The 25180-nt window shown below is 70.5% G+C and carries 24 protein-coding genes; 11 read left to right on the top strand and 13 right to left on the bottom strand.

Features of this window, described 5'->3' with window-relative positions; genetic code table 11:
- Positions 1–45: 45 nt before the first annotated feature.
- The 3 genes from G9C85_RS15910 to G9C85_RS15900 form a co-directional block, all read right to left on the bottom strand.
- Positions 46–186, bottom strand: a complete 141-nt coding sequence (locus G9C85_RS15910) for a hypothetical protein (RefSeq protein WP_166041820.1) — start codon at positions 184–186, stop codon at positions 46–48.
- Positions 187–333: 147 nt separating this feature from the next.
- The gene (locus G9C85_RS15905) at positions 334–759 is read right to left on the bottom strand and encodes a RidA family protein (protein ID WP_166041818.1); all 426 of its coding nucleotides are present in this window, start codon (positions 757–759) and stop codon (positions 334–336) included.
- Positions 756–1448: an HAD family phosphatase gene (locus G9C85_RS15900; protein ID WP_166041816.1), complete on the bottom strand. Its 693-nt coding sequence runs from the start codon at positions 1446–1448 to the stop codon at positions 756–758. Before G9C85_RS15900 ends, G9C85_RS15905 begins: the two co-directional genes overlap by 4 nt.
- A 177-nt stretch (positions 1449–1625) precedes the next feature.
- Here G9C85_RS15900 and G9C85_RS15895 point away from each other — a divergent pair, with 177 nt between their 5' ends.
- On the top strand, positions 1626–2687 hold the full coding sequence (locus tag G9C85_RS15895; protein ID WP_166041814.1) for a zinc-dependent alcohol dehydrogenase family protein: 1062 nt from the start codon (positions 1626–1628) through the stop codon (positions 2685–2687).
- Between the two features lie 52 nt (positions 2688–2739).
- Here the strand turns inward: G9C85_RS15895 and G9C85_RS15890 are convergent, their stop codons facing one another.
- The 3 genes from G9C85_RS15890 to G9C85_RS15880 form a co-directional block, all read right to left on the bottom strand.
- A complete protein-coding gene (locus G9C85_RS15890) occupies positions 2740–3444 on the bottom strand; it encodes a 5-formyltetrahydrofolate cyclo-ligase (protein ID WP_166041812.1) in 705 nt (234 codons plus the stop codon).
- 64 nt (positions 3445–3508) lie between these two features.
- A complete protein-coding gene (locus tag G9C85_RS15885; protein ID WP_205254391.1) occupies positions 3509–4930 on the bottom strand; it encodes a M48 family metalloprotease in 1422 nt (473 codons plus the stop codon).
- Between the two features lie 117 nt (positions 4931–5047).
- Positions 5048–6172 carry a prepilin peptidase gene (locus G9C85_RS15880; RefSeq protein ID WP_166041810.1) on the bottom strand — a complete coding sequence of 375 codons (1125 nt, stop codon included), beginning with the start codon at positions 6170–6172 and terminating at the stop codon, positions 5048–5050.
- A gap of 158 nt (positions 6173–6330) precedes the next feature.
- On the opposite strand from G9C85_RS15880, the gene G9C85_RS15875 reads away from it, so the two are divergent.
- The 5 genes from G9C85_RS15875 to G9C85_RS15855 all read left to right on the top strand — a co-directional run bounded on the left by G9C85_RS15875 (position 6331) and on the right by G9C85_RS15855 (position 11869).
- Positions 6331–6579 carry a hypothetical protein gene (locus G9C85_RS15875; protein WP_166041808.1) on the top strand — a complete coding sequence of 83 codons (249 nt, stop codon included), beginning with the start codon at positions 6331–6333 and terminating at the stop codon, positions 6577–6579.
- Between the two features lie 70 nt (positions 6580–6649).
- Positions 6650–8971, top strand: a complete 2322-nt coding sequence (locus G9C85_RS15870; protein ID WP_166041806.1) for a nuclease-related domain-containing DEAD/DEAH box helicase — start codon at positions 6650–6652, stop codon at positions 8969–8971.
- A 31-nt stretch (positions 8972–9002) separates the two neighbouring features.
- Positions 9003–9938: a helix-turn-helix transcriptional regulator gene (locus tag G9C85_RS15865; RefSeq protein WP_166041805.1), complete on the top strand. Its 936-nt coding sequence runs from the start codon at positions 9003–9005 to the stop codon at positions 9936–9938.
- 162 nt (positions 9939–10100) lie between these two features.
- A complete protein-coding gene (locus tag G9C85_RS15860; protein ID WP_166041803.1) occupies positions 10101–11036 on the top strand; it encodes an ABC transporter ATP-binding protein in 936 nt (311 codons plus the stop codon).
- Positions 11033–11869, top strand: a complete 837-nt coding sequence (locus G9C85_RS15855) for an ABC transporter permease subunit (RefSeq protein WP_166041801.1) — start codon at positions 11033–11035, stop codon at positions 11867–11869. The genes G9C85_RS15860 and G9C85_RS15855 overlap by 4 nt, the downstream gene beginning before the upstream one ends.
- A gap of 70 nt (positions 11870–11939) precedes the next feature.
- Here the strand turns inward: G9C85_RS15855 and G9C85_RS15850 are convergent, their stop codons facing one another.
- Positions 11940–12479, bottom strand: coding sequence for an NUDIX domain-containing protein (locus tag G9C85_RS15850; RefSeq protein ID WP_166041799.1), 540 nt, complete (start codon positions 12477–12479; stop codon positions 11940–11942).
- A gap of 328 nt (positions 12480–12807) precedes the next feature.
- Here G9C85_RS15850 and G9C85_RS15845 point away from each other — a divergent pair, with 328 nt between their 5' ends.
- Positions 12808–13593, top strand: coding sequence for an SDR family NAD(P)-dependent oxidoreductase (locus G9C85_RS15845; protein WP_166041797.1), 786 nt, complete (start codon positions 12808–12810; stop codon positions 13591–13593).
- 98 nt (positions 13594–13691) lie between these two features.
- On the opposite strand, the gene G9C85_RS15840 is transcribed toward G9C85_RS15845, so the two are convergent.
- Both G9C85_RS15840 and G9C85_RS15835 read right to left on the bottom strand, forming a co-directional pair.
- The gene (locus G9C85_RS15840; protein ID WP_166041796.1) at positions 13692–15566 is read right to left on the bottom strand and encodes a PGF-CTERM sorting domain-containing protein; all 1875 of its coding nucleotides are present in this window, start codon (positions 15564–15566) and stop codon (positions 13692–13694) included.
- A 94-nt stretch (positions 15567–15660) separates the two neighbouring features.
- The gene (locus tag G9C85_RS15835; protein ID WP_166041794.1) at positions 15661–16713 is read right to left on the bottom strand and encodes a M48 family metallopeptidase; all 1053 of its coding nucleotides are present in this window, start codon (positions 16711–16713) and stop codon (positions 15661–15663) included.
- Positions 16714–16843: 130 nt separating this feature from the next.
- On the opposite strand from G9C85_RS15835, the gene G9C85_RS19300 reads away from it, so the two are divergent.
- Genes G9C85_RS19300 through G9C85_RS15815 form a run of 4 tightly spaced genes read left to right on the top strand, consistent with a single transcriptional unit; the run spans position 16844 to position 21664 of the window.
- Positions 16844–17926, top strand: coding sequence for a DUF4129 domain-containing protein (locus G9C85_RS19300; RefSeq protein WP_166041792.1), 1083 nt, complete (start codon positions 16844–16846; stop codon positions 17924–17926).
- Positions 17926–18903, top strand: a complete 978-nt coding sequence (locus tag G9C85_RS15825) for a hypothetical protein (protein ID WP_166041790.1) — start codon at positions 17926–17928, stop codon at positions 18901–18903. Before G9C85_RS19300 ends, G9C85_RS15825 begins: the two co-directional genes overlap by 1 nt.
- Positions 18900–20174: a DUF58 domain-containing protein gene (locus tag G9C85_RS15820; protein ID WP_166041788.1), complete on the top strand. Its 1275-nt coding sequence runs from the start codon at positions 18900–18902 to the stop codon at positions 20172–20174. Before G9C85_RS15825 ends, G9C85_RS15820 begins: the two co-directional genes overlap by 4 nt.
- Positions 20171–21664, top strand: coding sequence for a hypothetical protein (locus G9C85_RS15815; protein ID WP_166041786.1), 1494 nt, complete (start codon positions 20171–20173; stop codon positions 21662–21664). The genes G9C85_RS15820 and G9C85_RS15815 overlap by 4 nt, the downstream gene beginning before the upstream one ends.
- Before the next feature lie 34 nt (positions 21665–21698).
- Here the strand turns inward: G9C85_RS15815 and G9C85_RS15810 are convergent, their stop codons facing one another.
- The 4 genes from G9C85_RS15810 to G9C85_RS15795 form a co-directional block, all read right to left on the bottom strand.
- Positions 21699–23276, bottom strand: coding sequence for a succinic semialdehyde dehydrogenase (locus tag G9C85_RS15810; RefSeq protein WP_166041785.1), 1578 nt, complete (start codon positions 23274–23276; stop codon positions 21699–21701).
- Positions 23277–23348: 72 nt separating this feature from the next.
- Complete coding sequence (locus G9C85_RS15805; protein WP_166041783.1) at positions 23349–23816, bottom strand: pyridoxamine 5'-phosphate oxidase family protein; 468 nt, start codon at positions 23814–23816, stop codon at positions 23349–23351.
- Entirely contained in the window at positions 23813–24247 is a 435-nt protein-coding gene (locus tag G9C85_RS15800; protein ID WP_166041781.1) for a universal stress protein, read from the bottom strand. Before G9C85_RS15800 ends, G9C85_RS15805 begins: the two co-directional genes overlap by 4 nt.
- 57 nt (positions 24248–24304) lie before the next feature.
- A complete protein-coding gene (locus G9C85_RS15795; RefSeq protein ID WP_166041779.1) occupies positions 24305–25174 on the bottom strand; it encodes an MBL fold metallo-hydrolase in 870 nt (289 codons plus the stop codon).
- Between the last annotated feature and the right edge of the window lie 6 nt (positions 25175–25180).

The raw sequence follows: 25180 nt of genomic DNA, 5'->3' as shown, positions 1-25180 counted from the left end.
GTCGGCGACGCGGACCACGTACCGTCGTACCTAGCGATCGGTCGGTTAGAGGTCGTACTCGGCGACCTCTGTCGACCCACAGGTCGCGCAGCCCGCGGTCGGGTCGTCGACGTTCGACCCGCAGCGGCGGCACTCCGCGAAGCCCGTCCCCGGCGCCCGGAAGACCGCTCGTAGCCTATCGAACATGAACTGGTATCCGGACGGTAAGGTGTTAAGTAGTAGCCTCGTACGGTGAAAGTGAAAAGTCGGGGGACGGCGCGACGATTGACGCCATTACGGGGTCGTCGACTACCACCCGGCGTCGGGGTCGTCTCGAGTGGCCTTCTCGGTCGCTCACTCGCCGGGCGAATCGGCCTCCCCGTCGGCGTCGTGCCCGTCGACGATGGCGACAGCCTCCACCTCGACGAGCATCTCGGGGTCGACGAGGCGCTCGACTTGCCCCATCGACGTCGCCGGCCGGACGTCCTCGAATACGTCCGCGTGGACGGCACCGATCGCCTCCCAGTCCTCGATGTCGACGACGTAGATGCGCGTGCGGACGACGTCGTCGATGCTCGCACCTGCTCGTTCGAGCGCGTCAGCGACGTTAGAGAGAGCCTGCTGCATCTGTGCGGCGGGATCGTCCGCGCCGACGAGGTCGCCGTCGTCGTCGGTCGCGGTCGTCCCGGAGACGTGTACCTCGTCGCCCGCCCGGATCGCGCGCGAGTACCCGACGGCGTCCTCCCACGGCGTCCCGGAGGCGACGCGTTCGCGCCTCATCGGTCCCTCGCGAGCGACAGGAGCGTCTCGCGGAGCGCCTCCGGGCCTTCGGCCTCGGTCGCGGCCGCGGAGAGGTCGACGTCCGCGTTCGCCTCGGTGCGGTACGCGACCGCGTGCATCCCGGCGGCGTTCGCGGCCGCGATTCCGTGCCGGGAGTCCTCGATCGCAATCGCACGAGCCGGGTCGACGCCCAGTCGCCGCGCGGCGGCCTCGTAGACGGCCGGCTCGGGCTTGCTCGGACCGTCGACGTCCTCCGCGCTAACCACTGCGTCGAAGCGATTCGCGAGATCGAAGCGCTCCAGCACGCGGTCGATCCAGCGATGCGGCGACGAGGAGACGAGCGCGACGGACGTCCCGGCGGCGCGGAGGTCGTCGACGAGCGCCTCGAACCCCGGCACGAGCTCGACGCGGTCCTCGTAGAGTTCCACCGCCGCCTCGTCGTACTCGGCGACGAATCCGTCTTCGTCGACGGTCGTCCCGTACTCGCGGTCGAGGTACTCGTAGATGTCGCGGACGTTCATGCCAGTTATCTCGCTCGCCGTCGGCCCGCCGCGGTCGGAGCCGGCGACGTTGCCGTCTTCGTCGGTCGCCTCGACGACGGTCGGGAGGATGCGGTCGTTCTCCAGTGGGACCCAGTGGCGCTCGGAGTCGACGACGACGCCGTCCATGTCGAAACAGCACGCGTCCATGCGCGACCAATCAGTCGACAGCGGGATAGGCGTTCCGTCGCGAACGGCGACTCGCCCGATGCCCGCGGGAGACGCGGCCGTCGCGACCGTCGACTCGGCCGACTCCGCGGAACGTGCCTACCGTCGCGAACGGCCGGGGACCACAGGTCTATGTGGGTCTCCCGCGACGGGTCCGGTATGCGAGCAGCCGTCCTGGAGGCGTACGGCGAACCGCTGCGGATCGAGTCTCGTCCGCGCCCGGAGCCCGACCCCCACGGCGTCGTCGTGGACGTAGAGGCGTGTGGCGTCTGCCGGAGCGACTGGCACTCCTGGCAGGGCCACGGCGAGTGGGCGGACGACCAGGTGCCGATCGGGCAGGTACTCGGGCACGAACCCGCGGGCGTGGTCGCGGAGGTCGGCGACCGCGTCGACGCACTCGCTGCGGGCGACCGCGTCGCGGTCCCGTTCAACCTCGGCGACGGCTCCTGTCACGAGTGCGTGAACGGTCACGGGAACGTCTGCGAGGACGGCTACGCGCTCGGGTTCGAGGCCGACGTCCCCGGGGCGTTCGCGGAGGCCGTGCACGTCCCGCACGCCGAATACAACGTCGTATCGCTCCCCGACGGCGTCGCGTTCGAGGAGATGGCCGCGCTCGGCTGTCGATACGTGACCGCGTTCCACGCGCTCTCCCATCGGGTCGACGTCGACGCGGGCGACTGGATCGCGGTCCACGGCTGCGGCGGCCTGGGGCTCGCGGCGGTCCAGATCGCGAGCGCGCTCGGAGCCGGCGTCGTCGCCGTCGACGTGCGCGACGACCCGCTGGCGTTCGCACGGGACGTAGGCGCGAACGAAACGGTGGACGCGAGCGAAGTGGAGGACGTCCCAGCGGCGATCGACGCGCTCACGGACGGGGGTGCCCACGTCTCCGTCGACGCGCTGGGGCGCGCGGAGACGTGCCGGAACAGCGTCCGGTGCCTGCGCTCGCGCGGCGAGCACGTCCAGCTCGGGCTCACAACCGACGACGAGCGCGGCGAGGTCGCGCTCCCCGTCGACGAGATGACGCGCTGGGACGTCACGTTCCACGGCTCGCGCGGGATGCCGCCGACGCGCTACGACGAACTCCTGCGATTGCTCGACGCGGGCCGACTCGACCCGGGCGCGCTCGTCTCGAAGCGCGTCGCGCTCGCGGACGTCTCCGACCGCCTCGCCGCGATGACGACCTACGACACCGCGGGCATCGAGGTCGTTACCGAGTTCTGAGAGGAGCGCCACCGGGAACGCCACCGAGCCCCTCCAGCGCGACAACGCGCCATTACGTCCTATCCTGCAGAACGGGAATCTCCTCGACGCGGTCGTCTGAGAGCAGTTCGGCATCGATGCCGGCGGGCCGGTCGTACGGCGTGTCGGTCCATATCGTGCGTTCGGGCGTGCAGACGGCGTCCATCGGGACGTCGTGGGCGTCCGGTTCCGGGACGTCGCGGACCTGCCGCTCGTGGACGGTCGTCGCGACCGTCGTGTCGCCGTCGACGAGGTCCGCCATCGCGAGCACCGCCCACTCGAGGTCGCTGTAGCCCTCGCCCTTCCCGACGCGCGCGCCGCGCTCGGAGACGGCGACGCTCCCGGAGACGACGAGGTCCACGGGCGCGACGTCCTCGACGGCGACGGGCTCGGCGTAGCTTTCGACCTTCGAGACGGTCGCGGCCGCGTCGTAGTCGGACGCGTCGAGGCGCTCGGGGTCGAGTTCGTAGAACGGTTCCTCGGTCGCGAGCCGCGGCACCGCCATGTACACCGTCTTCCCCTCGTGGAGCGCACGACGGCGCACGGGGAGCTGCGGGGCGTCCGGGTTCGCCTTCAGGACGTCGGCGTCCCGCCAGGCGTCGGTCGCGGCGAGCCGGTCGGCCGCGTCCGCCGCACCGGCGACGTTCGGGATGCGGCCGTGCGGCGGGAACGGGAACCGCGCCTCTCCCGACTCCTCGAGTTCGTCCCAGACCGCCTCGCGGAGCGACTGCTTGTCCATGCCCGGACCCGGGGTCGCCAGCCGAATAACGCTTGCAGTCCGCCCGCTCCCGTTCGAAGCCCGCTCACGGTGCGGCGGGTCCTCGGGCGTCGTCGGTGGCGACTTCGGCCTGGAGTTCGCGGAGCGCGTCGATCCGGGCCTCCGTCGAGGGATGCGTCCGGAAGACGACCGCGGCGGCACGTTCGACCGGCGCGCGATACTTCCAGAGGTACGGCTCGCGGTCGCCCTCCGGGCCGAGCATGACCTTCTCCACTTCCGTGGGGTCGACGGGGACGATGGAGAGTGCGCTGAGGCCGGCGACCGCCCGCAGGTCGACGGTCGGCGTGTCCGCGACCGCGGCGTCGAGCTCCTCGAGCGCGGTGGCGAGCGCTGCCGGGTCGCCGGTGACGGCGACGGCGGCTCGGTCGGCGGCGGCCTCGCGAGCACGGGAGAGGACGGCGACGACGGCCCGGGCGGCGGTGCGCATCACCGTGCCGACGTGGTAGAGGAGGACGGCGACGCCGTTCGAACCGTCGTCGTCGCCGAACCGTCGGAGGCCGTCGGCGACGACGACCGGCGCGTTCACGGCGGTCATCACCATGGCGTCGCGGTTCGCGACGTGCGCGAGTTCGTGCGCGACCACAGCGGCCCGCTGGTCGTCGTCGAGCGCGTCCAGCAGTCCCGCGGAGACGACGAGGTGCATCGACGACGGCCGGAACCCGACGACCATCGCCTCCGGGGTCGCGCTGTCAGCGACAGCGACCGTGGGTTTCGGGACGTCGAACTGCGCGGCGAGGCGGCCGACGGTCGCGTGCAGCGCGGGGTAGTCGCCGGGGTCGACTGGCGTGGCGTGCGTGCGCCGCTCGAGGCGGTCGACGGTCCCGACCTGTCGGATGGCGACGAGCGCGACAGTGGCGAGGACGACGACGGTCGCGACGACGACGCCGGCGTCGACGTCGCCGAGGACGATGCCGCTGGCTAGGAACGCGAGCACCCAGACCACGTCGAGGAACGCGACGGTGAGTGCCACGAGGAGGAGGCAGGCGGCGACCATGCGGAGCGTGAGCGTCCAGTCGGTGTCGGTGTCGCCGATCGCCGCGAGGACGGCGACGGCGACCGCGGCGGCGAGCGCGAGCGCGAAGACGGCGGCGAGCGCAGTACCGAGCACCTGGTCGGAGAGGACGACGGCGGTCGGAATGAGAAGTAGCTGGTGGACGGCTAGCGCGGTGAGGGCGGTGACGACGGCGATCCCGAGGACGCCTGCGGCGACCGTCGCGCGAGCCCGCCACCCGCCGGAGCTGTCGAGGTGGACCGCCAGGACGACGAGCGCCAGCGTGACGACGGTCGCCACTCCCTGCGCGATGGCGTCGTCGACGAGGTAGCCGAGTGGGAGGGCGAACGTCAGCCACGTCGCACCGACGGCCGCCACTGCCAGGAGGACGAACGCGGCGACGTAGAGCGAACTGTTGGCGTCGGGAGCGATCGACGCCTGCTGCTGGGAGGGCATGCGGGAACAGTGACAGTTCCGACACTAAGTTGCTTCCATACCGACGGCGGCCTGTTCCCGCTCCAGACGAATCGACGACGGCACCCTATTCTCGCCACCGCCGGATCGCCGTCCGGGTTACAGCATCGGGACCGCGGCCGACAGGAGGTCGCCGACGGTGAGCGCGAGGACGAGCCCGAGGAACATCGGGACGATGAACGGGATGCCCGGCGACACCCAGACCCCCTCGGCGTCCGCGAGCACATCGAGGCCGTCCCGGAGCGCGTCCGGGGAGGTCCCGTACGCGTCGCCCTCGACCTCCTCGAGGAACAGTTCCGCGCCCCACGCGTCCTCGTACGTCCCATCTTCCTCGGACGCCGCATCGTCCTCTGACGCCGCATCCTCACCGGCCGTATCGTCCTCTGACGCCGCATCCTCACCGGCCGTATCGTCGATCGTTCCCGAGACATCCGGTTCGGCGTCGGAATCGACCGCGCCGTCGCCGTGGTCGGGTGCGCGCGCCGGCTCCGAGTCCACGCACTCGTCGTCGATACCCTCCGCGACCTGGCCGCCGCCGGGATCGTTCCGGTCCTCGGGAAGCGACGCCGGATCGCGGAGTTCGTCGGCGTTCCCTCGGACGGCCGCGAGCGTCGTCCCGCGCCACGTCAGGTACATGCGGAGGGCGTCCAGGTCGAGGCTCCCCGCGTCCATGCCGTCGTTCGTTCCCATCAGCGTCCCGTACTGGTCCACGACCGCGCTTGCGGGGACGCGCTTACCGAGGAACATCGGGAGCGAGAACTCGCCGTTCGCGGCGTTGCGCGCGGCGAGTGCGGTCGGGTAGAGGACGCCGACGACGACGGTGTTCGTCAGGATGGTGAACGCGAAGCTCCCGAGCGCGTTCTCGTTCCCCGGAAGCGGAAGCACGACGCCCGCGACATCGTACGCGGGATAGATCGGGAACAGCAACGCGAGCACGAGCAGTGCCTTCGCGTCCGCACCGCCGAACCCGCCGAACAGCCAGAACAGGTACGCGACTGGCCCGACGACGCCGAGGCTCACGACCATTCCAGGCAGCACGCGCGAGGCGTAGGGCGCGCCCGGCGCGAGCGCCTGCTGGACGGTGAGCGCGAGCAGGACGACGCCGGCGACGAACAGCGGCGGCCACACGCGGTTCGGGATGCGTCGCGTCTTGACGTCCGTGTAGGCGGCCCACGCGAAGAAGGGGACGACGAGGAGTCGCAGGAGGTCGAGCGCGGAGTTCACGTCTCGCCGGAGTTACCGCGAGCACCTACAAAAACCCTCGCAACGCCTCGTCGCCCGACACGGGACTCGACTGGATTCGCGGGTCGAACGCGGACTCGACTCGCGACCGGAGTCGACCCGTCGATTTATGCCATCGCGGGCGGGAGTGTGCGACGAACGTGTTCGGACACCTGCTCGCGCTCGTCCGCGACGGAGACCCGCAGGAGCGAGCGACCGCGGTCGCGGTCCTCGTCAGCACGATCTCCGCGGTGTTCCTCGTCGTTGGGTCGTTCGCCGCGGTCGCGGCGTACTACAGGGGCCTCGCGGGGAACGCCCTCTTGCTGGGCCTCGTCGTGCTCGCGGTCTGCTGGATGGCGTTCGTCCTCCTCGGCGACGTCGTGCTCGCGCGCCTGTTCGGCGCGACCTGACGGCGCGCCCGTGCTCGCTCGGTGGCGACGCAGGCGGTGGGTTTATCCGAGGTCGGCGGATTCTCCGGGTATGAAGTTCGTCGCGTCCGGGGTCGCGGCGACGCACGCGGGCGTCGACGCAGAGGACGAGGTCTGGGAGTCGCTGAAGGAGGCGTATGGGCCGGACGCGACGGGGGTGGCGTTCCGTCGGTACCCGGTCGTGGACGAGGCCGACGGTCGCTTCGACCGCGAACTCGACGTCCTGGTCCTCTCGCGCGAGCACGGCCTGGTCGTCCTCGAGGTGAAGGGGTACACGATCGACCAGATCGCGCGCATCGAGGGCGAGCGCTGGGTCCTGTCGGGAACGAGTCAGGACGCGGCGGCGCCGTACACGCAGGTCCGCGAGCAGGGGTTCAGGCTCCTCAGTCACTTCACGAAGGAGCCGTCGTTGATGGACCGGCGCGCGAACTGCGTGGTCGCGATGCATCCCGTCGTCGCGCTCCCGAACGTCACGCGCGAGGAGTGGGTTGCGAAGGGGTTCGACGACCTCCCGGCCGCGCCGCGCGTGATCACGGGCGACGAGTTGACGCCCGCGGCGCTACGCGACCGGTTCGACTCGCTACCGGACGCCGACTCGCTGTCGACGAGCGAGTACGGCGACGCGCGAGCCGTGCTCTCGGGCGGCCAGCCGATCAGCGGCGAGCGGTTCCCGGACGCGGGCAAGGGCGAAGGGGCGACCACAGGGACGGACGATGAGGGCGCTACCGGCACGGACGGTGGGAATGCGACCGGCACGGACGGTGGCGCGTCGACGGTCGCGAACTGCACGGACGCCACCGGCGTCGGCGATGGTGGGCCCTCTCGTGCGGACCTGTTCGACGAACTGGAGTCGGGGCTGAAGCGCCTGGACGACGCGCAAGAAGAGTTCGCCATGCAGGTCCCGGACGGCCCCCAGCAGGTACGGGGAATCGCGGGGTCGGGGAAGTCCATCGTGCTCGCCCAGAAGGCGGCGCAACTGCACGCCCGGCACCCCGAGTGGAACGTCGTGTTGACGTTCCAGACGCGAGCGCTGTACGAGGCCGCTCGCGAGGCCGTCCACAGGTACTACGCGTACTTCGCGGACGACGACGTGGACTGGTCGCGCCTCCAGGTGATGCACGCGTGGGGCGGGAAGACGAGTCGCGGCCTGTACTACGACGCGGCGCAGGCGGCGGGCGTCGCGCCGCGGACGTTCTCGGACGCGAAGGCGGCGTTCGGGGACGCCGACGGTGGGTTGCTCGCGAACTGCTGCGAGGAAGTCCTCGAGTCGGGTCAGCCCCAGGAGCGCTACGACGCCATCCTCGTGGACGAGGCCCAGGACTTCGAGCCGGGGTTTCTGCAGCTCTGTCACGCGGTCCTGAAGCCCCCGAAACGGCTCGTTTGGGCGTACGACGAGGCGCAGTCGCTCCAGAGCTTGCAGGCGCCGAGTCCGACGGCCGTGTTCGGGACGGACGACGACGGCGCTCCCGTCGTCGACCTCAAGGGCCAGTACGAGGGCGGGGTGCGGAAGTCGATCGTGATGCGGAAGGCGTACCGGACGCCCCGGCCCGTGCTGTTGACGGCGCACGGGCTCGGGATGGGGCTCCTGCGGGACGCTGGCGCCGTGCAGGCGCTGACGACCCAGCGCGGCTGGGAGTCCCTGGGGTACGAGGTCGAGCGTGGGGACTTCCGGCGGCACGGCGAGCCGGTGGAGGTCGTGCGGCCCGACGCGCACTCGCCGCATCCGCTCCGGGACCGCGAGGCGGCGCGGCCGTTCCTCTCGGTGTCGCGAGCGCACAGTCGCGCTGGCGAGGTCGAGCACGTCGCGGACGCCGTCGCAGCCGACGTGCACGAGGAGGGGCTGGCGCCGGAGGAAGTGCTCGTCGTCCCGCTCGGCGACGTCGGGGACTCCCGGGACTTCGGCGACCGCGTCGCGGACGCACTCGCCAAGCGGGGCGTCGACGCGAACCGCGTCTGGAAGGGCAACGTCGACGACTTCCGGGAGGACGGCGCAGTGACTGTCTCCCGCATCAATCGAGCGAAGGGGAACGAGGCGGCGTCTGTGCACGTCGCGGGCGTGGACCGCGTCGCCGACGACGACCGGCGCGCGGACCTCGTCACGCGCCGGAACGAGCTGTTCGTCGGGCTCACGCGGACGCAAGCGTGGGCGTCGCTCTCCGGCGTCGACCACGGCGTCTTCGACGAGGTCGAGCGCGTCCGCGAGCAGGCGACTGGTCCGTTCCCCGCGCTGGAGTTCCCGGCGCCGACGCCCGACGACCTCGACCGACGGCTCGGTGGCGAGGAAGGCGCGGAGACGGACGGCGACGGCGACGGCGAGGACGGAACCGGTGGCGAGAACGCGACGCTCGACGACTTCGAGTGGGTGGAGCAGTAGTGGTTTGTGGAACGTGGACGGACCAGTCGACATGACGGAGGACGCCGAGTCGTCGTCGGTGCCGGCAGCGGACGCGTTCGGGGCACTTGCGAGCGAGCACCGCATCGCCGTGCTCCGGACGTTCGCGGACGCCGAACGCGACGGCGAGCGGACGCTGTCGTTCACGGAGATATACGACGCGCTCGACATCGACAGCACGTCCCAGTTGTCGTACCACCTCGATCATCTGGAGGGCGTGTTCCTGCGACGCTCTGAGTCGGGGTACGAGCTGAATCGAGCTGGCGAGGACGTGATGCGTGCGGTCCTGGCGGGATCGTTCACGGAGACGCCGTCGTTCGAGCCGCTCGCGCTGTCGGGGGAGTGTCCGGGCTGTCCGGAGACGGCGTTCGATGCGACGGAGGAGGACGGCCTGTTGACCGTGCGCTGCGACGGCTGCGGGATGCGAATCGTGACGTACGATCTGCCGCCAGCGGCGGTGGTGGGGCGGAGCGAGCGGGCGGTCCTGGAGGCGTGCGATCGGCGCGTTCGCCACGAGTACGCCGTCGCGGTCGGCGGGACGTGTGCGAACTGCGGTGGTCGTGCGGTGGTGTCGGTCGAGCAGCGCGAGTCCCACGGTGAGACCGACCCGTACGCGGTGGCGGTGTGCGAGCGCTGTAACCATCGGGTGTTCGCGCCGGTGGCGGCGCACGTCCTGTTTCATCCAGCGGTCGTCGCCTTCTACTGGCGGCACGGCGTCGACGCGACCGCGATCGCGTTCTGGGACCTGCCGCGGTACATCGAGGCGTGGGACGTCGACGTCGCCGAAGTGGAATCGAACGATCCGCCGATGTCGGCGGACCGGTCGCCTTCGACGGAGCCGTCGGTGTCCGTGACGGTCCGCTACGGTGGCGAGTCGCTGGCGCTTTCACTCGACGCTGACCTGACCGTATCCGTCGTCGGGACGGACGGCTCCGGGAATGGTGGGTAACGAGCACACGCCGTCTGGCGTTCTCAAGAATGTTTGAGTAAACGTCACGACAAGTTATCAAATTCTCAATAATTTATTTGGGGCTCCGGCCCCGACCGGACGCATGGCGACGACGCGGACCCACGACGACCAGTATAGACCGGTGCGGACAGGAGGTCCTCGATGACCGCCATCGAAGTCCAGAACCTCACGAAGCGCTACGACGACGACGTCTACGCCGTCGACGACGTCACGTTCGAAGTAGCAGAGGGCGAGGTATTCGGCTTTCTCGGCCCGAACGGTGCCGGGAAGTCGACGACCATCGACGTCATCATGGACTACGTCAGACCGACCGCCGGCAGCGCGAGCGTCCTCGGGTACGACGCGCAGTCAGAGGCGCCCGCGGTCCACGACCGGGTCGGCATCCTCCCCGACGGCTACAGCCTCTACGATCGCCTCACCGGACGCGAACACGTCGCGTTCGCGAACGACCTCAAGGGTGCGACTACCGACCCGGATAGCATTCTCGATCGCGTCGGCATCCTCGACGCCGCCGACCGCAAGGCCGGCGGCTACTCGAAGGGGATGACCCAGCGCCTCGCGCTCGGGATGGCACTCGTCGGCGACCCCGACGTCCTCGTCCTCGACGAACCGTCCTCCGGCCTCGACCCAGAGGGCATCCGCGACCTGCGGACGATCGCGCGCGATCACGCCGACGACGGCGGCACCGTCTTCTTCTCGAGTCACGTCCTCTCGCAGGTCGAAGCCGTCTGCGACCGGGTCGGTATCCTCGACGATGGACGCCTCGCCACCGTCGACACCATCGACGGACTCCGCGACGCCGTCGGCACCGGCGCGACCGTCACCGTCGCCGTCGACCGACCGCCGCGCGACCTCGTCGTCGAGGACGTTCCTGGCCTCGTCGACGTCACCGTCACCGACGACGCGGTCCGGGGGACGTGCGTCGAACCGACGGCGAAGCTCGCACTCATCGACCGCGTCCGGGACGCTGGCTGTACGATACTCGACATCGGTATCGACGACCCGTCGCTAGAGGACCTCTTCGCCGCGTACACGCACCGCAACGACCCGGCACCCCATCGCGAGGTCGAGGCATGAGCTGGGCGGTCATCGCGCGACGCGAGTTCCGCGACGCCGTCCAGTCGCGCGTCGTCTGGGGGGTCGTCGCCCTCGTCGCGGTGATGGTCGCAGTCACCTCGATGGTGCCGCTCGCCATCCCGGCGTTCGACGCGAACGTCCTCTCCGGACTCGGGGCGGCGACGGAGTTCGCCGCGATGCTCGTCCCCATCGTCGCGCTCGTCGCCGCATACCTCTCCATCGCAGGCGAACGCGAGTCCGGGAGCATCCGCATCCTCCTCGGGCTCGAACCACGTCGCGGTACGGTCGTCCTCGGGAAGTTTCTGGGGCGAGCAGCCGTGGTCGTCGTCGGTCTCGTCGCCGGGTTCGCGCTCGCGGCGATCCCGACCGCGATAGCGTACGGCGGCCTGCCGGTCGTCGCGTTCGCCGGCATCGTCGCGCTGACGTGCGCGCTCGGCGTCGCGTTCGTCGGTATCGCGGTAGGCGTTTCGGCGGCCGCGGCGACGCGCGGGCGAGCGATGACGCTGGGTATCGCGGCGTACCTCGCACTCGCGCTCCTCTGGGACCTCGTTCCGCAAGGCGCACACCTCGTCGTCGAGGGTGCCGCGCCCGCCGGCACCGTCCCCGGCTGGTTCGTGCTCGTACAGGGCCTCAGTCCGTCCGGGGCGTACGGCGCACTCGTCCAGGCAGTCGTCCACGCGACCGACGACTCCTTCCCCGGTATCGCCGGTGCAGTCGCCGACGGATCGCCAGCGTACTTGCACTGGAGCGTCTTCGCAGTGGTGCTCGCGGCCTGGACGGCGCTCCCGCTGCTCGCGGGGTACGCGACCTTCGCCCGGAGCGACCTCGGGTGACGACAGTGGCCGGTGGAAGACGACCACGCGCTGACCCCCGTCTTCGCAGTGGTGTGGCGGACCGGTCGATTCAGAGTCGTTCCCGGAGGAGGGGGACGTAGTCGTGGAGGTCGAGCGCGAAGTCCGTCGCCTCGTCCAGTTCGAGCCACGAGTACGCGAACTCGGCGCCGCACTCGGGGCCGTCGCCGGTGACGGTGTGGGTCCACGCGTCGCGGGGTTCGTCGACGCTCACGTGGTAGAAGTGCCGGAGGTAGTGCCGCGGTGGGTGGTGGCGACGCGTCCAGACGTCGGTCGCGACGTGCGTCGGATCGTCGTCGGGAGTCAAGCCACTCTCCTCGCGGACCTCCCGGTGGAGGGCCTGCGGCGGCGGTTCGGTGCCCTCGATGGTGCCCTTCGGGACCTGCGGGTCGTCGTGGCCGGGGCCGTCGAACACGAGGAGTTCCTCCTGGTTCCGAGTGACGTACGCGCACACCTTCCGGACGGTCGTCGCGGCGTCGAGCGGGCCGCTCGGTGATCGTACTGGACGGTTCGCGGCGTGGTTGGCGGCCTGGTTCCGTCCGTCTACTGGGCGTCTCTGGTCTGGTCGGTCGTGGTCGTGCGAGTGGGACATGAGAGGGTAGTCGACGCCCGTCACCGGGAGGGGCCGGTCTGAGGCCGGGAGGGCCGTTCTGCGGGCCGGGATGCTCGTTCTGTGAATCCGGGACGGGCCTTGGTGGAACCGTCCATGACCCCCTCCCACTTTGTTTTGCTGCGCGTACGTGACGTTATACCATCTCTTCTCGCTTCAGTCGTGTCATACTTACCGTTCGAAGTGGGCGTTCGTGGTTCAAGATCGTTTATTTCGAAACGACGACTGAAGTTACCGGGAGCGATCTGGCGACGTGACGTTCGTGCCGAGACGCTAACAACTATGAACGGTTGGTTCGTGGTATCGCGACATGGATCTCGGACTTGACGGACGCACGGCGCTCGTCACCGGCGGGGCCGGGCGACTCGGGAGCGAAGACTGCAAGCACCTCGCGCGCGAGGGCGCGGCCGTCGTCGTCCTCGACGTCGACCTGGACGGCGCCGAGCGCGTCGTGGACGAGATCGACGACGACGAGGACGCGACGGGCGAGGCGATGGCGGTGGACTGCGACCTCACCGACCGTGAGGACGTCGCATCGACGATCGAAGCCGTCGAGGAAGAGACCGGCGGTATCGACGTCCTCGTGAACAACGCCGGGTTCGTCGACGCTGTCGCGAAAATGGAGGACTTCGACGACGACCTCTGGGATCGCGACGTGGAACTGAACCTCACGGGTGCGTACAACGTCACGAAGGCGGTCTACCCGGGCATGAAGGAACGTGGGTGGGGACGCATCGTGACGATGGCGAGCATCGCCGGGTGGCGCGGGAGCTTCGCGCAGATCTCGTACTCGACGACGAAGGCGGGCCTCATCGGGTTCGGGAAGACCCTCGCACTGGAGGGCGCGAGGTACGGCGTGACCTCGAACGTCCTGACGCCGAACATCGTCGTCGAGGACCTGGCGGAGATGGAGCCCGAGCAGCTGGAAGCGTTCAATCCGCAGTTCGAGCGCATCCGACAGGCGACCCCGATGAAGGAACTGGGTCGCGAGGACGACGTCGCGCCACTCGTGTGCTATCTGGCCAGCGACCAGGCGCGTTACGTGACGGGGCAGGTGATCGGCGTGACCGGCGGCGCGGACCTCTTCTCGTACTGACTGACGTCCCCGGTCCCCGGACGGTCGCCCCGGCAAGGGGTGCCGGTTACTCCGGACACGGTGGGGTGGGGCCGACGCGATAACGGGGCGAGAGGGCCTCAGCGACGCCGGCGGACGATGAACGCCACGGCAAGCAGTGCGAGGACGGCCACGCTCGGGCCGAATCCCGGAACCGCGGTCGGGTCGAAGTCTCCGTCACCGGGTCCACCACTGGAGTCGCCGTTTGCCGTATCGTCAGCCGTCGGCGCCGACTCGCCCGTTGCGGTCGACGCGGTCGATCCCGTGGCCGCCGTGGTTTGCGTGGTCGCCGTCGTGGTCGGCTTCGTGGTCGGCTTCTCGGTCGTCCGTACAGTCGTCGTCGGCGTCGCGGACGTCGCCACAGTCGTCGGTTCCTCGGTCGTCGTCGACGCCTCGTACCGAGTGTCGTCGGTCGGATAGGCGTCCTCGCCGTCGTCGATGCCGTCGCCGTCGGTGTCGGACTCGAACGGGTTCGTCTGGACCTCGCGGCGGTTCTCGACGCCGTCGCCGTCGGAGTCCATCGACGCGTTCAGGACGAACCGGTCCGGGTCGCTCGGGACGGGCGGCGTCGACTCGCCCGCGACGTACTCGTCGAGCCACGCCCGCATCGACTCGTCGTCAGTGACCGCGACGACCGCCGCCGAGAAGTCCTCGTACGTCCGCAGGTCGCCGTACGGGTCGTCGTCGCCGTACCGGTACGCGAGCACGTCCTGGAGCGTCCTCGCACCCCCGGTTCGGTTCCGTATCTCGGCGTCCAGCGCCGCGGCGACGAGCGACCCCTTCTCGTAGTCCACGGGCTCGCGGTCCCAGGTCGCGGTGTCAGCGAGTTTCGCGTCCCGGTACTCGTCGCGCGTCACCGCCAGCGCCTCCTGGAACTCGCTCCAGTCGCCGTCGCCCGCGTTCATCGCCAGCAGGTGGCCGTAGTACTCCGCGAGCGCCTCGTTCAGCCACGCCGAGGAGTCCTCGCCGAACGTCGCCATGCGGACGTGCACGTACTCGTGGTAGGGCGTGCTCTCGACGCGTTCGACCGTCGACGCCGAATCCTGCACGAAGAAGCTGTCGTACTGCGCGCGCCCGGCCCAGGGATATTCGTACGCGAACGCGTCCTCTGGGAGGACGTACACGACGCTCTGCGGACCGTCGTCGCCGTCGTCGTGGTCGTCGCCGTCGTCGTCGACGCCTTCGGCGCCGTCGACGAGTTCGCGGTCGCCGAGCCGGAACACGTCCCCGTACGCCGCGGGCGTCGACTGGCTGCTGGCGTCGCCGGCGAGGACGACGTCGACGGTTCGATCGCCCGCGGCGACGGACTCGGCCGTGGTCTCGCCGGCGACCGCGAACGCGCGACTCGCGACGCCGTCCCCGGCGACCTCGCCGGTCGTGGTGAACGTCGGTTCCGTCCCGAAGTACCGCCAGGAGACGTACGTCGCGGGGAACTCGACGAACGCGAACGCGTCGGTCTCCACGCCGACCGCGTCGCTCGTCAGTTCGCCCTGGTCGACGCTCGTCGTCACCGTCACCGACGGCGTCTGGGTGTCCTCGGACCACGTGAACTCCGTCTCGCCGGTCCGCTCGAAGTCGTCGGTCTGCAGGGACTGGACGGCGTCGTCCGCGAAGAACGGTGCCTGCATCCTGAACTCCGAGAGCGAGGTCGGGAGCTCGTACTCGTACGTGATCGTCACCCGTCCGGGGACCGAGAGCGTGCTGTTCAGTCGCGTTCGCTCCACGATCGTCGGGTCGCTCGACGCTGGCGCACTGCGTGGCGTCCCCACACTCGAGGCGGTCTGATGAACGACTTCGTCCGCGGGGGCGCCGTCCGCAGCCGCAGCATCCACCTGGGCTGCGCCGGTGGTAGTCGCGGACGGACCGGGACCGGCGTGTGTGCTCGCCCCGAGGACGCTCCCGGCGGGCGTCCCGGCGACGAGGAGGAGGACGAGGACGGTGGTTACCCGTTGCATACCGGAGACTGTTGGATATCGAGAGATAAACGCAACGGCCGACCAGTTGCCGACGAAGGGAGAGACTTCGAATTGCCGACGGCGGGACAGCGGACTACAGTTCGTCGGCGAGGGCGCGGAGGTTGGCGACGCGTTCGTGCGTCGGCGGATGCGAGCGCGTCTCGACGGTGAATGCGTCGTCGTTGGCTGCCTCGTCTCCCGTTTCGTCGAGTCCGTAGGGGAGGAAGCAGAGGCCGTCGACGCCCCGGTAGTGTGCACGGGCGTCGGTCTCGGGGCGGCCGAGGCCGCGGTCGCTGAGTTTCTCGAGCGCGGTGACGAGCGCGCTCGGGTCGCCGACGAGGACGGCGCCGGCGCGGTCGGCGACGAACTCCCGGCTCTCGGAGAGCCGCCGGGAGAGGAGGACGACGGGGGCCGTGAGGACGCCGAGGAGGATGCCTCCGCCGAGGACGGAGATGGCGACGAGCGCGACGAACCCGAGGACGGAGGTCATCGAGAACAGGGCCCCGGGGACGAACGCGGACGATAACACGTAGAGGACGAACGTGAGGGCGATCCAGACGAAGAGGTGCGCACCGTCGCCGTTCACGACGCGGCGGTCGTCGCTGACGAGCGCCGGGAGGAAGCTCGCGAGCGTCATCACGGTCGCGTCGCGGTTCTTGACGTGCGCGAGTTCGTGGGCGAGGACGGCGTCCAGTTCGTCGTCCGAGAGCGCGTCGAAGAGGCCCTCGGAGACGACGACGGTCGCGTCCGTCACGCCGCCGACCGCGAAGCTGTTAGGGACGCTGCTATCGACGACGCCGAGGTTCGGGGGCTGCACGTCCGCTTGCTTGCAGAGTCGCGCGAATCGAGCGTGGAGGTCGGGGTGGGTCTCGCGCGTGGCGTCGGTCGCGGGGACGTCCGCGAGGAGTTCGCGCTTCGTGAAGCGCAGTTGCGCCCACACGAAGAGAACGAGGACGGGGACGAACACCACGAGCCAGCGGGCGAGGAGCGCGGCCTGCGAGCCGACGATGGCCGCGATGGGGTCGTGGACGACCGAGAGCCAGGGGTACGCGAGGAGGGCGAAGACGCCGACGACGACGGCGTCGATCGCCAGGATCAGGGCGAGCGTGAGGAGGATGCGTCGCACGAGGGGCCTGTCGCGTTCCATACCGTATCTCGAAGAAATGAAGTACCGAACCAAAAGGGTTTCCGTCCTGACACGCGTTCGGGGTACCTTCCGGGACCTCCTTCCACGTATCAAAGGTAATATATTTAACCGTTCGAACGTATCTCGACGTGTGGACCAGGACCTGTATCGAGCGGCGCTCGCAGTCGCGTGCGTAATCGCGGTCGTGCTCGGCGCGAGCCTCTTCCCCGCGACGGGGTTCGGAGCGAACCCGGTCCCCGCGGGTAGCAGCGGACCCGGCGGCGTCGGCACCGGTACCGCCACCGCGACCGCCACGGAGACGCCGACGACCACCGACACCGACGCGTCGACGACGAAGACCCAGAAGGACGAAACGGCGACCGACACGGCGACGAGTTCGCGAGACGACGTAGCGACGACGACCGAGGCACCCGCGTACGACGACGCGGCCTCGGGCGGCGAGCAAGGCGCCTGGCTCGCGTTCGGCACCGTCCTGTTCGGCGGGACGGCCCTCTTCCTCGTCGCCGCGGTCGGTCTCGGCCGGCATCACCGCCGCCGGAACCCCTCCGAGTGGGACCTGCCGTCGGCGCCACACCTCCGGCTGCTGGCGTACGTACGACGCATCCCGCAAACGTCGCTCGCGTTCGTGATGTTCGCGGGAACGAACGCGCCCGACATCCTCGACGGGTTCGCCGACCGCTTCGGCGCCGCGACCAGCGGGTTCGGAGCGATGGCGCGCGCCCTCGGGGGAGCCGGCGCCGCGATCGGTGGGAGTCTACTGAAAGTACCCGGTGGGTTCGTCGGCGCCGTCGGCGGCCTCGGCCGTGGCATCGGGTCGTTCTCGCTCGGCCTCTCCGCACTCGCGACCTCGGTGGGGTCGGGCGGCCTGTTCGGGCGCAGCACGGACGCGGCCAACGAGGACCCGCGGAGTGGCGCGACCGACACCGAGACCGCCGACACGGAGCCGGCCGATCCCGACCCGCCGGCGTCCGTCCGCGAGGCGTGGGACCGCCTCCAGTCGGACCTCGGCGTCTCTGGACGGGACGGCGCGACGCCCGGCGAGATCGCGCGCGCGGCGATCGACCGCGGCCTGCCGATGGACGCCGTCCGGTCGTTGACGCGAGCGTTCCGGGACGTCCGCTACGGTGGCCTGCCGGACGACGGCGAACGCGTCTCGGTCGCCCGGGACGCGTACGAGCGCGTGCGGGCCGCCCTGAGGGGTGAGTCATCGTGATGGGACTCGACGACCTCCGCGACGCCGGCGACCGCCGGACGGTGCGGCGACTGGTCGCCGGCGTCGGCGTTCTCGCGCTCTCCCTCGCGGTCCTGTCGGCGCTGGTGCCCGCCGTCGGCGACGCGGTGGCGGGGAGCCTCGGCGCGTCCTTCGGGAATCCCGTACTCGTGGTCCTGGCCAGCGTCGTCGGTGGCGTGTACGGGCTCGCGCACCTGTACCTGACGGGGACGCGCGAGTCGACCGCGGCACCGCTCGTCGGGAGGGAGCCCGAGCGAGCGCACTACGCGGAGAATCACGTCTCCGGCGAGGAGATCGATCAGTCCGTCGAGACGGTCGGTGGTGAACTCCCGGAGTCGGCCGCGAAGAACTGGTGGACGTACCGCGAGAAGAACGACGTGACGAGCACGCTCACGGAACTCGCGGTTCGCGTGCTCGCGAACGAGCACGACGTCGACGGCGAGACCGCGGCGGCGATGGTCGCGGCCGGGACGTGGACGGACGACGCGCGTGCAGCGGCGTTCCTCGGCGACGACGGGGCCGGGGCGCTCCCGCTGCGCGTGCAGTTCGTGGACTGGTTGAGCGGCGAGGCCTACCAGCGTCGCGTCGATGCCACCGTCGACGCCCTCGCTCGACACGCGGGCGTGTCGACGGCTGGGTCGGGCGACTCGGTCGGCGAGTCGTCGGTCGCGCGAACCGCCGGCGAGTCCGCACTCCGGACGCACGAATCTTCGGCGCTCGACTCCATCGAGGACGCGAGCGATAGCGACGCTGACGACCGGATCGAAGAGGACGGCATCGACGCGAGTTCGATCCGGTCGACGGCCGACGTCGGAACGTTCGAGTCGGCGACTGCGACGGACGTGTCGCGCTCGAACGGATCGGCGAACGACGACGAATCGACCGTGGCCGCGCCGGACGCGGAGGCGACGGGTCTCGCGGAGGACGCGCTCGCGACGAACGGAGGTGACGACGCGTGACGACGCAGACGCGAACGGAACGCTGGCAGGTCGGCTTGCTCGCCGCGCTCGTCGCGTGTGCGCTCGGCATCGTCGGGAACAACACGGTCCTGTTCATGGCGGCGAGCGTCGGGCTCGCGTACGCGGCGTACGGGTACGCGACCGCGCCCGTCGAGGCGTCGTTCGCGGTGTCGCGGACGCTCGGTGACGACGCGCCGACGGCCGGACAGGACGTCGAGGTGACGGTGACGGTCCGGAACACGAGCGATTCGCTGGTCCCGGACGTCCGCGTCGTCGACGGCGTCCCGGACGCGATCGGCGTGGTCGAGGGGTCGCCGCGGCACTCGGCGACGCTCCAGGCGGGCGAATCGGCGACGTACTCGTACGTCGTTCGTGCGCGCCGCGGTCGCCACGAGTTCGACGACGTCACCGTCGTCGCGCGGAACGTGAGCGCGGACGTGGAGTCTCGAACGACGGTGACGGCGTCGACGGCGATGACGGTGAACGCGGACGTCGGCGACGTGCCGCTGGCCGACCAGACCATCCCGCAGACGGGGATGGTGCCGACTGACGTGGGCGGGGAGGGCGTGGAGTTCTACCAGTCCAGGGACTACCACCACAGCGACCCGATGAATCGCGTGGACTGGAAGCGCTACGCTCGCACGCGCGAGTTGACGACCGTCGAGTTCCGGGAGGAGCGAGCGGCGAACGTCGTCGTGGTCGTGGACGTCCGGAACGTCTGTCGGGTGGCGCGACGCGAGGACGAACCCGACGCGGTGTCGCTCTCGAAGTTCGCGGCAGCGCGCCTCGTCTCGCACCTGCTCGACGAGGGGAACCGCGTGGGGCTCGCGTTCTACGGGCACGACAGCGAGTACCTCGCTCCCGGCGTGGGCGACGGGCACGCGGTCCGCGTCCGGGAGATGCTGGAGACGAGTACGGACTCGTCATTCCCGGTCGTGACCGACGGCGGATTCGGCACGTACGACGACGACCGGCGCGTGGACTGGCTGCGTCGACGGTTGCCCGACGGCTCGCAGGTCGTGTTCGTCTCGGCGGTCCCCGACGACGAGCCGGCGGAGACCGCGCGCCGCCTGCAGGCGTCCGGGCACTCGGTCCGGATGCTCGCGCCGGACGTGACGAGCACGGAGACCGCGGGGTCGACCGTCGACCGCATCCAGTGGCTCGACCGGATCGGTGACGTCCGGGAGGCCGGCGTGAAGGTCGTCGCGTGGTCGCCGGACGAACCGTTGCGGGCGGCGTTCCAGCGCGCTCGCCGGAGGTGGTCGCAGTGACTGACGCGTACTCCTTCGACGGCTCGCGGACCACGCTCGGCGCCCGGACGGCGGTCGCCATCGCAGCGGTCGCCACGGCAGTGCTCGGCGTCAGCGCGGGGTACGCGCTCCAGACTGCGCTCGGTATCGTGGGCGGCCTCGCGTTCGGCGTCGCCGCTCGGGACGTGTCCGAGGACGCGCTTCGGTCGCGCGTCCGCGGCAGCACGCTGCTCGTGGTCGCGTCCGTGTTCGTCGTGCTCGCGCTCGCTCTCCAGAAGCGGACGTTCACCGACGCGCTCCTGGTCGCCACCGTCCCGGCGGCCGTCGGCGTGACCACCGTCTCGGCGCTCGTCGACCCCGACGAGGTCGTCGGGCCGGTGTTCGCCGCGCTCTCGCGGTCGTTCGTCGCGACGCTCGTCGGGACGTTCGTCGCGGCGGCGCTGTACGCCAACGTTGTCGGGTCCGCCATCGGCGGCTCGTGGGGGGTGTTCGCGGTGCTCCTGGGAGTGACGCCGATGGTCGGGTTCGTCGCGCTCCAGTTCGAGTTCCTGCTCGTCGGCGTGCTCGCGACGAAAGCGGGGCGGGCGGCGGCCGAACTCGATCCGGAACGGTCCGCGTCGGACGTCGACGCGATGGGCGTCCGGGACGTCCCGACGAGCGTCTGGCTGCTCCTGGGCGTCCAGGTGCTCCTCGTCGCTCTCCCCGGTGGCGCGGCACTGTTCGACTTCGTGCTCGCGCTCGCCGGGCCCGTCGGCGTGATCGCGGCCGTGGTCCTCTCGAGCGTCTACCTCCACGGGGCACTCCTCGTGCTCGCGGCCGTGCTCGCGACGCTCCCGATCGCAGCGTTCGTCCGCAGGTCAGTCGTGTCGGTCCTCGGGAATCGGCCGCCGAAGTCCCTCGCGTTCGCGACCGGCGGCGTCGCGCTGTCGACGGTCGTCGTCGTCGTCACGAGCATCCCCGGGTTCGAGGCGCTCGTGCGCTGGCTCGCGGGCGAGGAGTCGGTCGTGACCGGCGTCGTCGACGCGTACGGGGTTGGCCCGTCGGTGCTCGCGGGCGTTTCCGGCGTCCTCGTCGTCGTCGGCGGCTGCCTGTTCTTCTACGTCGCCGCGTTCGGGCTACCGTTCGTGCCCGAGCACGCGAGCGGGTTCGTGTTCGGTGGGGCGTCGCTGTTCGTCGCCGGCGTCGCCGGTGCGTTCGCCGGCGCTCCGGCACCGGCGGTATTCGTCGCGATGGCCGCGTCGCTCGCGGTCTGGGACGTCGGCGAGTACTCGGTGACGCTCGGCACGGAACTCGGGCGGGCCGCGTCCACGCAGACGATAGAGGCCGTGCACGTCCTCGCGACGCTCGCCGTCGGCGCCCTCGCGGTCGTCGTCGCGTCGCTCGCGACGCACTTCTTCGTCCCGCTAATGACGGGCGTGTCGGAGGGGCGCGCGCTGACGGCGCTCGGCCTCCTGTCGGTCGCGCTCGTCGCGTTCGCGTGCCTCGCGAGAACCGGGTCGACCGACGCGTAGTGCGGGATCGTCTCTCCTTCAGCGGTCGGTATCGTCACCGCAAGAACGGGATTCGCCGCCAGAGTTTGAGGCCGGTGGCGAGCACCTTCGCTTCGAGCGCCGTCGGGCCGCTGACGGGCGAGAACGGGAGTGCGCGGGACGTGGTGACGGTCTTCGATTCCGTGAAGCGCTCGATGCCCTCGGGGCCGTGGCGGCGACCGAGGCCGGAGTCGTTCCGGCCGCCCATCGGGGCGTCGTGGGCAGCCCACGCCGTCATGTAGCCGTCGTTGATGGCGACGGTGCCGGCGTCGACGTCCTGCGCGATGGCGCGCGCTCGCTTCACGTCCCCGGAGAGGATGCACGCGTGCAGGCCGTACTCGGTGTCGTTCGCCTCCGCGACCGCTTCGGCGTCGTTCGCGACGGACTCCATGCCGACGACCGGCCCGAACGTCTCCTCGCACGCCGCGGTCGCGTCCGCTGGGAGGTCCGTCAGCACCGTCGGCGCGTAGAAGTACGGACCGACGTCCGGGCGGGTCTCGCCGCCGACTTCGACGGTCGCGCCGCGTTCGCGCGCGTCGGCGACGTGGCGCTTCACGCGCTCGAGTTGACTCTCGGAGACGAGCGAGCCGACGTCGACGCCGTACCCGTAGTTCGAGTCGAGAGTCAGATCGCCGACGGCGTCGACGAACCGCCGCGCGAACGCGTCGTAGACGTCCTCGTGGACGTAGACGCGTTCCGCGCTGATACAGAGCTGGCCGGCGTTCGTGAAGCACGCACCGATGGTGCGCTCGACCGCGGTGTCGACGTCGACGTCCGGCCGCACGTATATCGGGTTCTTGCCGCCGAGTTCGAGCGACGCGTCGACGAGTTCCTCCCCGGCCTTCGCCGCGATCTGACGCCCGACGGCGGTACTGCCCGTGAACGACACGTAGTCGACGCGCTCGATCAGGGGGTCCCCGAGGCGTTTCCCCTCCCCAGCGACGACGTGGAACGCGTCGTGGGGCAGCCCGGCTTCGCGAAGGAGTTCCACGGTCGCGAGCGCAGTATAGGGGGTCTCACCGGCGGGCTTGAGCACGACCGCGTTCCCGGCGAGCAGGGCGGGGATGGCGTCGCCGACGGCGAGCGTGAGGGGGTAGTTCCATGGCGCGATGATACCGACGACCCCGACCGGGTCGTGGTGGACGCGAGCGGTCGACAGGAACGGGAGCGCGCCACGGCGACGTTCGCTCGCGAGCTGGTCGCCAGCGCGCGTCGCGTAGTACCGCGCCGTCATCGCGACGTCCATCACCTCCTCGTAGGCGTCCCCGCGGCTCTTCCCGGACTCGAGTTGCATCACGTCCAGGAGTTCCTCGCGGCGGTCCAGGATGAGGTCGTGGAAGCGCTCGAACACCGCAGCGCGCGCCTCGACGTCGCGGTCCGCCCACCGCTCGTGCGCGTCGCGAGCGTCCCCGACAGCGCGGTCGACGTCCGCTGGCGTCGACGTCGGCACGGAACCGAACGCCTCGCCCGTGAACGGCGCGAGGACCTCGCGACCGTCCGCGTCCTCGCCGGCGGTCACGAGCCCGTTCCAGCGATCGAACGACCGAGGCGACAGCCGCGGCGGCAGGACGGAAGCGTCCGGAAGACTCGACATGGCCGTCACTGCGGCCGCCAGCGCCCTAACCGCATCGGTCCCAGAACCCCAACCAGTGCTCGTCCCGTCCCGTCAGTCGGTCGAATCCGCTGCGCTCATTCGGTCGCTGTAGTCCCAGGCGTACGCGCGGTCGACGTCGACGGTGACGTGGATCTCCTCGCGGTCGTCCCGGAGCAGCCAGTTCGCGAGGTCGGTGTCGCGGTCACCGAGGTACTCGTCGACGAGCGCCCGGAGGAGTGCCTTCTCGTCGTCGGGTTCGAGCGACGCCTCGCCCTGGCCGCGGACGCCGCGGTACGGCGGCTGGTTCGTGGACACCTCGAACGCGAGTTCCGGGTCGTGCTCGAGGTACTCGACGACCTGCGCACTCGCGGACGTCGCCAGGTGGAGCGAGCCGTCCCCGGGCTCGTACCCGTACCACAGCGAGAGCATCCAGAGCCCGCCCGCGGGCGTCCGTGTCGCGACGCGGATCGGGATGGTCTGGGAGTCGAGGAACGCGTCCGCCCACTCGCGGTCGGGGTCGCCGCGGAGCTGCATCGTCATCGGACGACCGTGACCGGAACGGGTGCACGGCGTACGACGCCCTCGGCGACGCTCCCCAGGAGGACGCGCGAGACGCCCGACCGGCCGTGACTCCCCATCACGACGTGGTCGACGTCGTGCTCCTCGGCGTAGTCGTTGATCGCTCGCGTCGGCCGTCCGACGACGGTCTCGGTCTCCACTTCGACGCCCGCCTCGCTCGCTCGCGCTCGCGCTCCCTCGAACAACTCCTCGGCCTGGGCCTTCTCGCTCTCGAACCAGTCCTCCCAGAACCCGGGGAGGGTGCCGTCGACCGGAGTGGAGTACCCGGCTTCCATCAGGTCGACGACGTGCAGGAGCGTGATGGTGGCGTCGGGATGCTGTTCGAGCGCGTGCTCGAGGGCGTGCTCGGAGCCATTGGATTCGTCGAACGGAACCAGAACGTGTCTGCTCATGGTCGGATATCGGACTGACAACAGGATAAATGTGGGTGGCGGTTCTCGCGCGGTGACTCAGCTGTCGGCGTCGAGTGCGTGCACGACGCCGTGGACGTCGCGTTCGAGCGTGGGACTCGCCCAGTTCTCGCGGAGGCGGGAGACGAGCGCGCCCCGGTCGTCGACGTCGGGGTCGTCGAGCGCGGCCTCGACGGCGTCGACCCACGCCGGGAGCAGTTCCGCGTACGCGTCGAGGGCGTCGACGGCGTCCTCGCGGACGCCGAAGTGACCGTAGCAGACGGCGTCGGGGTCGCGTGCGCGGAGTCGCTCGAGGGTCGCGAGCGACTCGTCGAGGTCGAAGTCGGGCGCGGGCGTGGTCGGGAGAAGGTCGCCACCGAGGGTCATCCCGGCGGCGTCACCGGCGAACAGGACGCCCGACGCCGGGTCGGAAAGCGCGACCTGATGGGGGGCGTGACCGGGTGCGTGCACGACGTCGAGGTCGCGGTCACCGCATGGGACGACGTCGCCGTCGGCGATGGCGACGGTGCGGTCCGGGTAGACGGTCTTCGGCGTCCCGTACTGGTCGGCGACCGCGTCACCGACCGCCGCTCGCGCGCTCTCGACGAGACGCTCGAGACGGTCGGCGTCGGTCAAATACGGCAGTCCGCGTTCGTGGACGTACACGGTCGCGTTCGGGAACCGCTCGGCGAGGTCGCCGACCGCGCCCGCGTGGTCGAGGTGGACGTGCGTCGGGACGATCGCCGAGAGCGCCTCTGCGTCGACGCCGTGCTCGTGTACGGCCGCCTCGACGACGTCCGCGGCCGGCGCGGCGCCCGCGTCGACGAGTACCGGCTCGGGACCCTCGACGAGGTACGCGGCGTGCAGTCCGGGTGCGCCGAACAGTTCCGTGTCCACGACGGAGACGGCGTCGAACGAGGAGGGAGTCACGGTTTC

It is taken from the genome of Halorubellus sp. JP-L1 (assembly GCF_011440375.1).
Classification (GTDB): domain Archaea; phylum Halobacteriota; class Halobacteria; order Halobacteriales; family Natrialbaceae; genus Halorubellus.
Note: the sequence above shows the minus strand (reverse complement) of the source record. Positions and strands in the feature narration are given on the sequence as shown.

Coding starts and splice junctions, on each gene's coding strand:
- G9C85_RS15910 (WP_166041820.1), bottom strand. CDS start 186: ATGTTCGATAGGCTACGAGCGGTCTTCCGGGCGCCGGGGACGGGCTTC.
- G9C85_RS15905 (WP_166041818.1), bottom strand. CDS start 759: ATGAGGCGCGAACGCGTCGCCTCCGGGACGCCGTGGGAGGACGCCGTC.
- G9C85_RS15900 (WP_166041816.1), bottom strand. CDS start 1,448: ATGGACGCGTGCTGTTTCGACATGGACGGCGTCGTCGTCGACTCCGAG.
- G9C85_RS15895 (WP_166041814.1), top strand. CDS start 1,626: ATGCGAGCAGCCGTCCTGGAGGCGTACGGCGAACCGCTGCGGATCGAG.
- G9C85_RS15890 (WP_166041812.1), bottom strand. CDS start 3,444: ATGGACAAGCAGTCGCTCCGCGAGGCGGTCTGGGACGAACTCGAGGAG.
- G9C85_RS15885 (WP_205254391.1), bottom strand. CDS start 4,930: ATGCCCTCCCAGCAGCAGGCGTCGATCGCTCCCGACGCCAACAGTTCG.
- G9C85_RS15870 (WP_166041806.1), top strand. CDS start 6,650: ATGAAGTTCGTCGCGTCCGGGGTCGCGGCGACGCACGCGGGCGTCGAC.
- G9C85_RS15865 (WP_166041805.1), top strand. CDS start 9,003: ATGACGGAGGACGCCGAGTCGTCGTCGGTGCCGGCAGCGGACGCGTTC.
- G9C85_RS15860 (WP_166041803.1), top strand. CDS start 10,101: ATGACCGCCATCGAAGTCCAGAACCTCACGAAGCGCTACGACGACGAC.
- G9C85_RS15855 (WP_166041801.1), top strand. CDS start 11,033: ATGAGCTGGGCGGTCATCGCGCGACGCGAGTTCCGCGACGCCGTCCAG.
- G9C85_RS15850 (WP_166041799.1), bottom strand. CDS start 12,479: ATGTCCCACTCGCACGACCACGACCGACCAGACCAGAGACGCCCAGTA.
- G9C85_RS15845 (WP_166041797.1), top strand. CDS start 12,808: ATGGATCTCGGACTTGACGGACGCACGGCGCTCGTCACCGGCGGGGCC.
- G9C85_RS15840 (WP_166041796.1), bottom strand. CDS start 15,566: ATGCAACGGGTAACCACCGTCCTCGTCCTCCTCCTCGTCGCCGGGACG.
- G9C85_RS15835 (WP_166041794.1), bottom strand. CDS start 16,713: ATGGAACGCGACAGGCCCCTCGTGCGACGCATCCTCCTCACGCTCGCC.
- G9C85_RS15825 (WP_166041790.1), top strand. CDS start 17,926: ATGGGACTCGACGACCTCCGCGACGCCGGCGACCGCCGGACGGTGCGG.
- G9C85_RS15810 (WP_166041785.1), bottom strand. CDS start 23,276: ATGTCGAGTCTTCCGGACGCTTCCGTCCTGCCGCCGCGGCTGTCGCCT.
- G9C85_RS15805 (WP_166041783.1), bottom strand. CDS start 23,816: ATGACGATGCAGCTCCGCGGCGACCCCGACCGCGAGTGGGCGGACGCG.
- G9C85_RS15800 (WP_166041781.1), bottom strand. CDS start 24,247: ATGAGCAGACACGTTCTGGTTCCGTTCGACGAATCCAATGGCTCCGAG.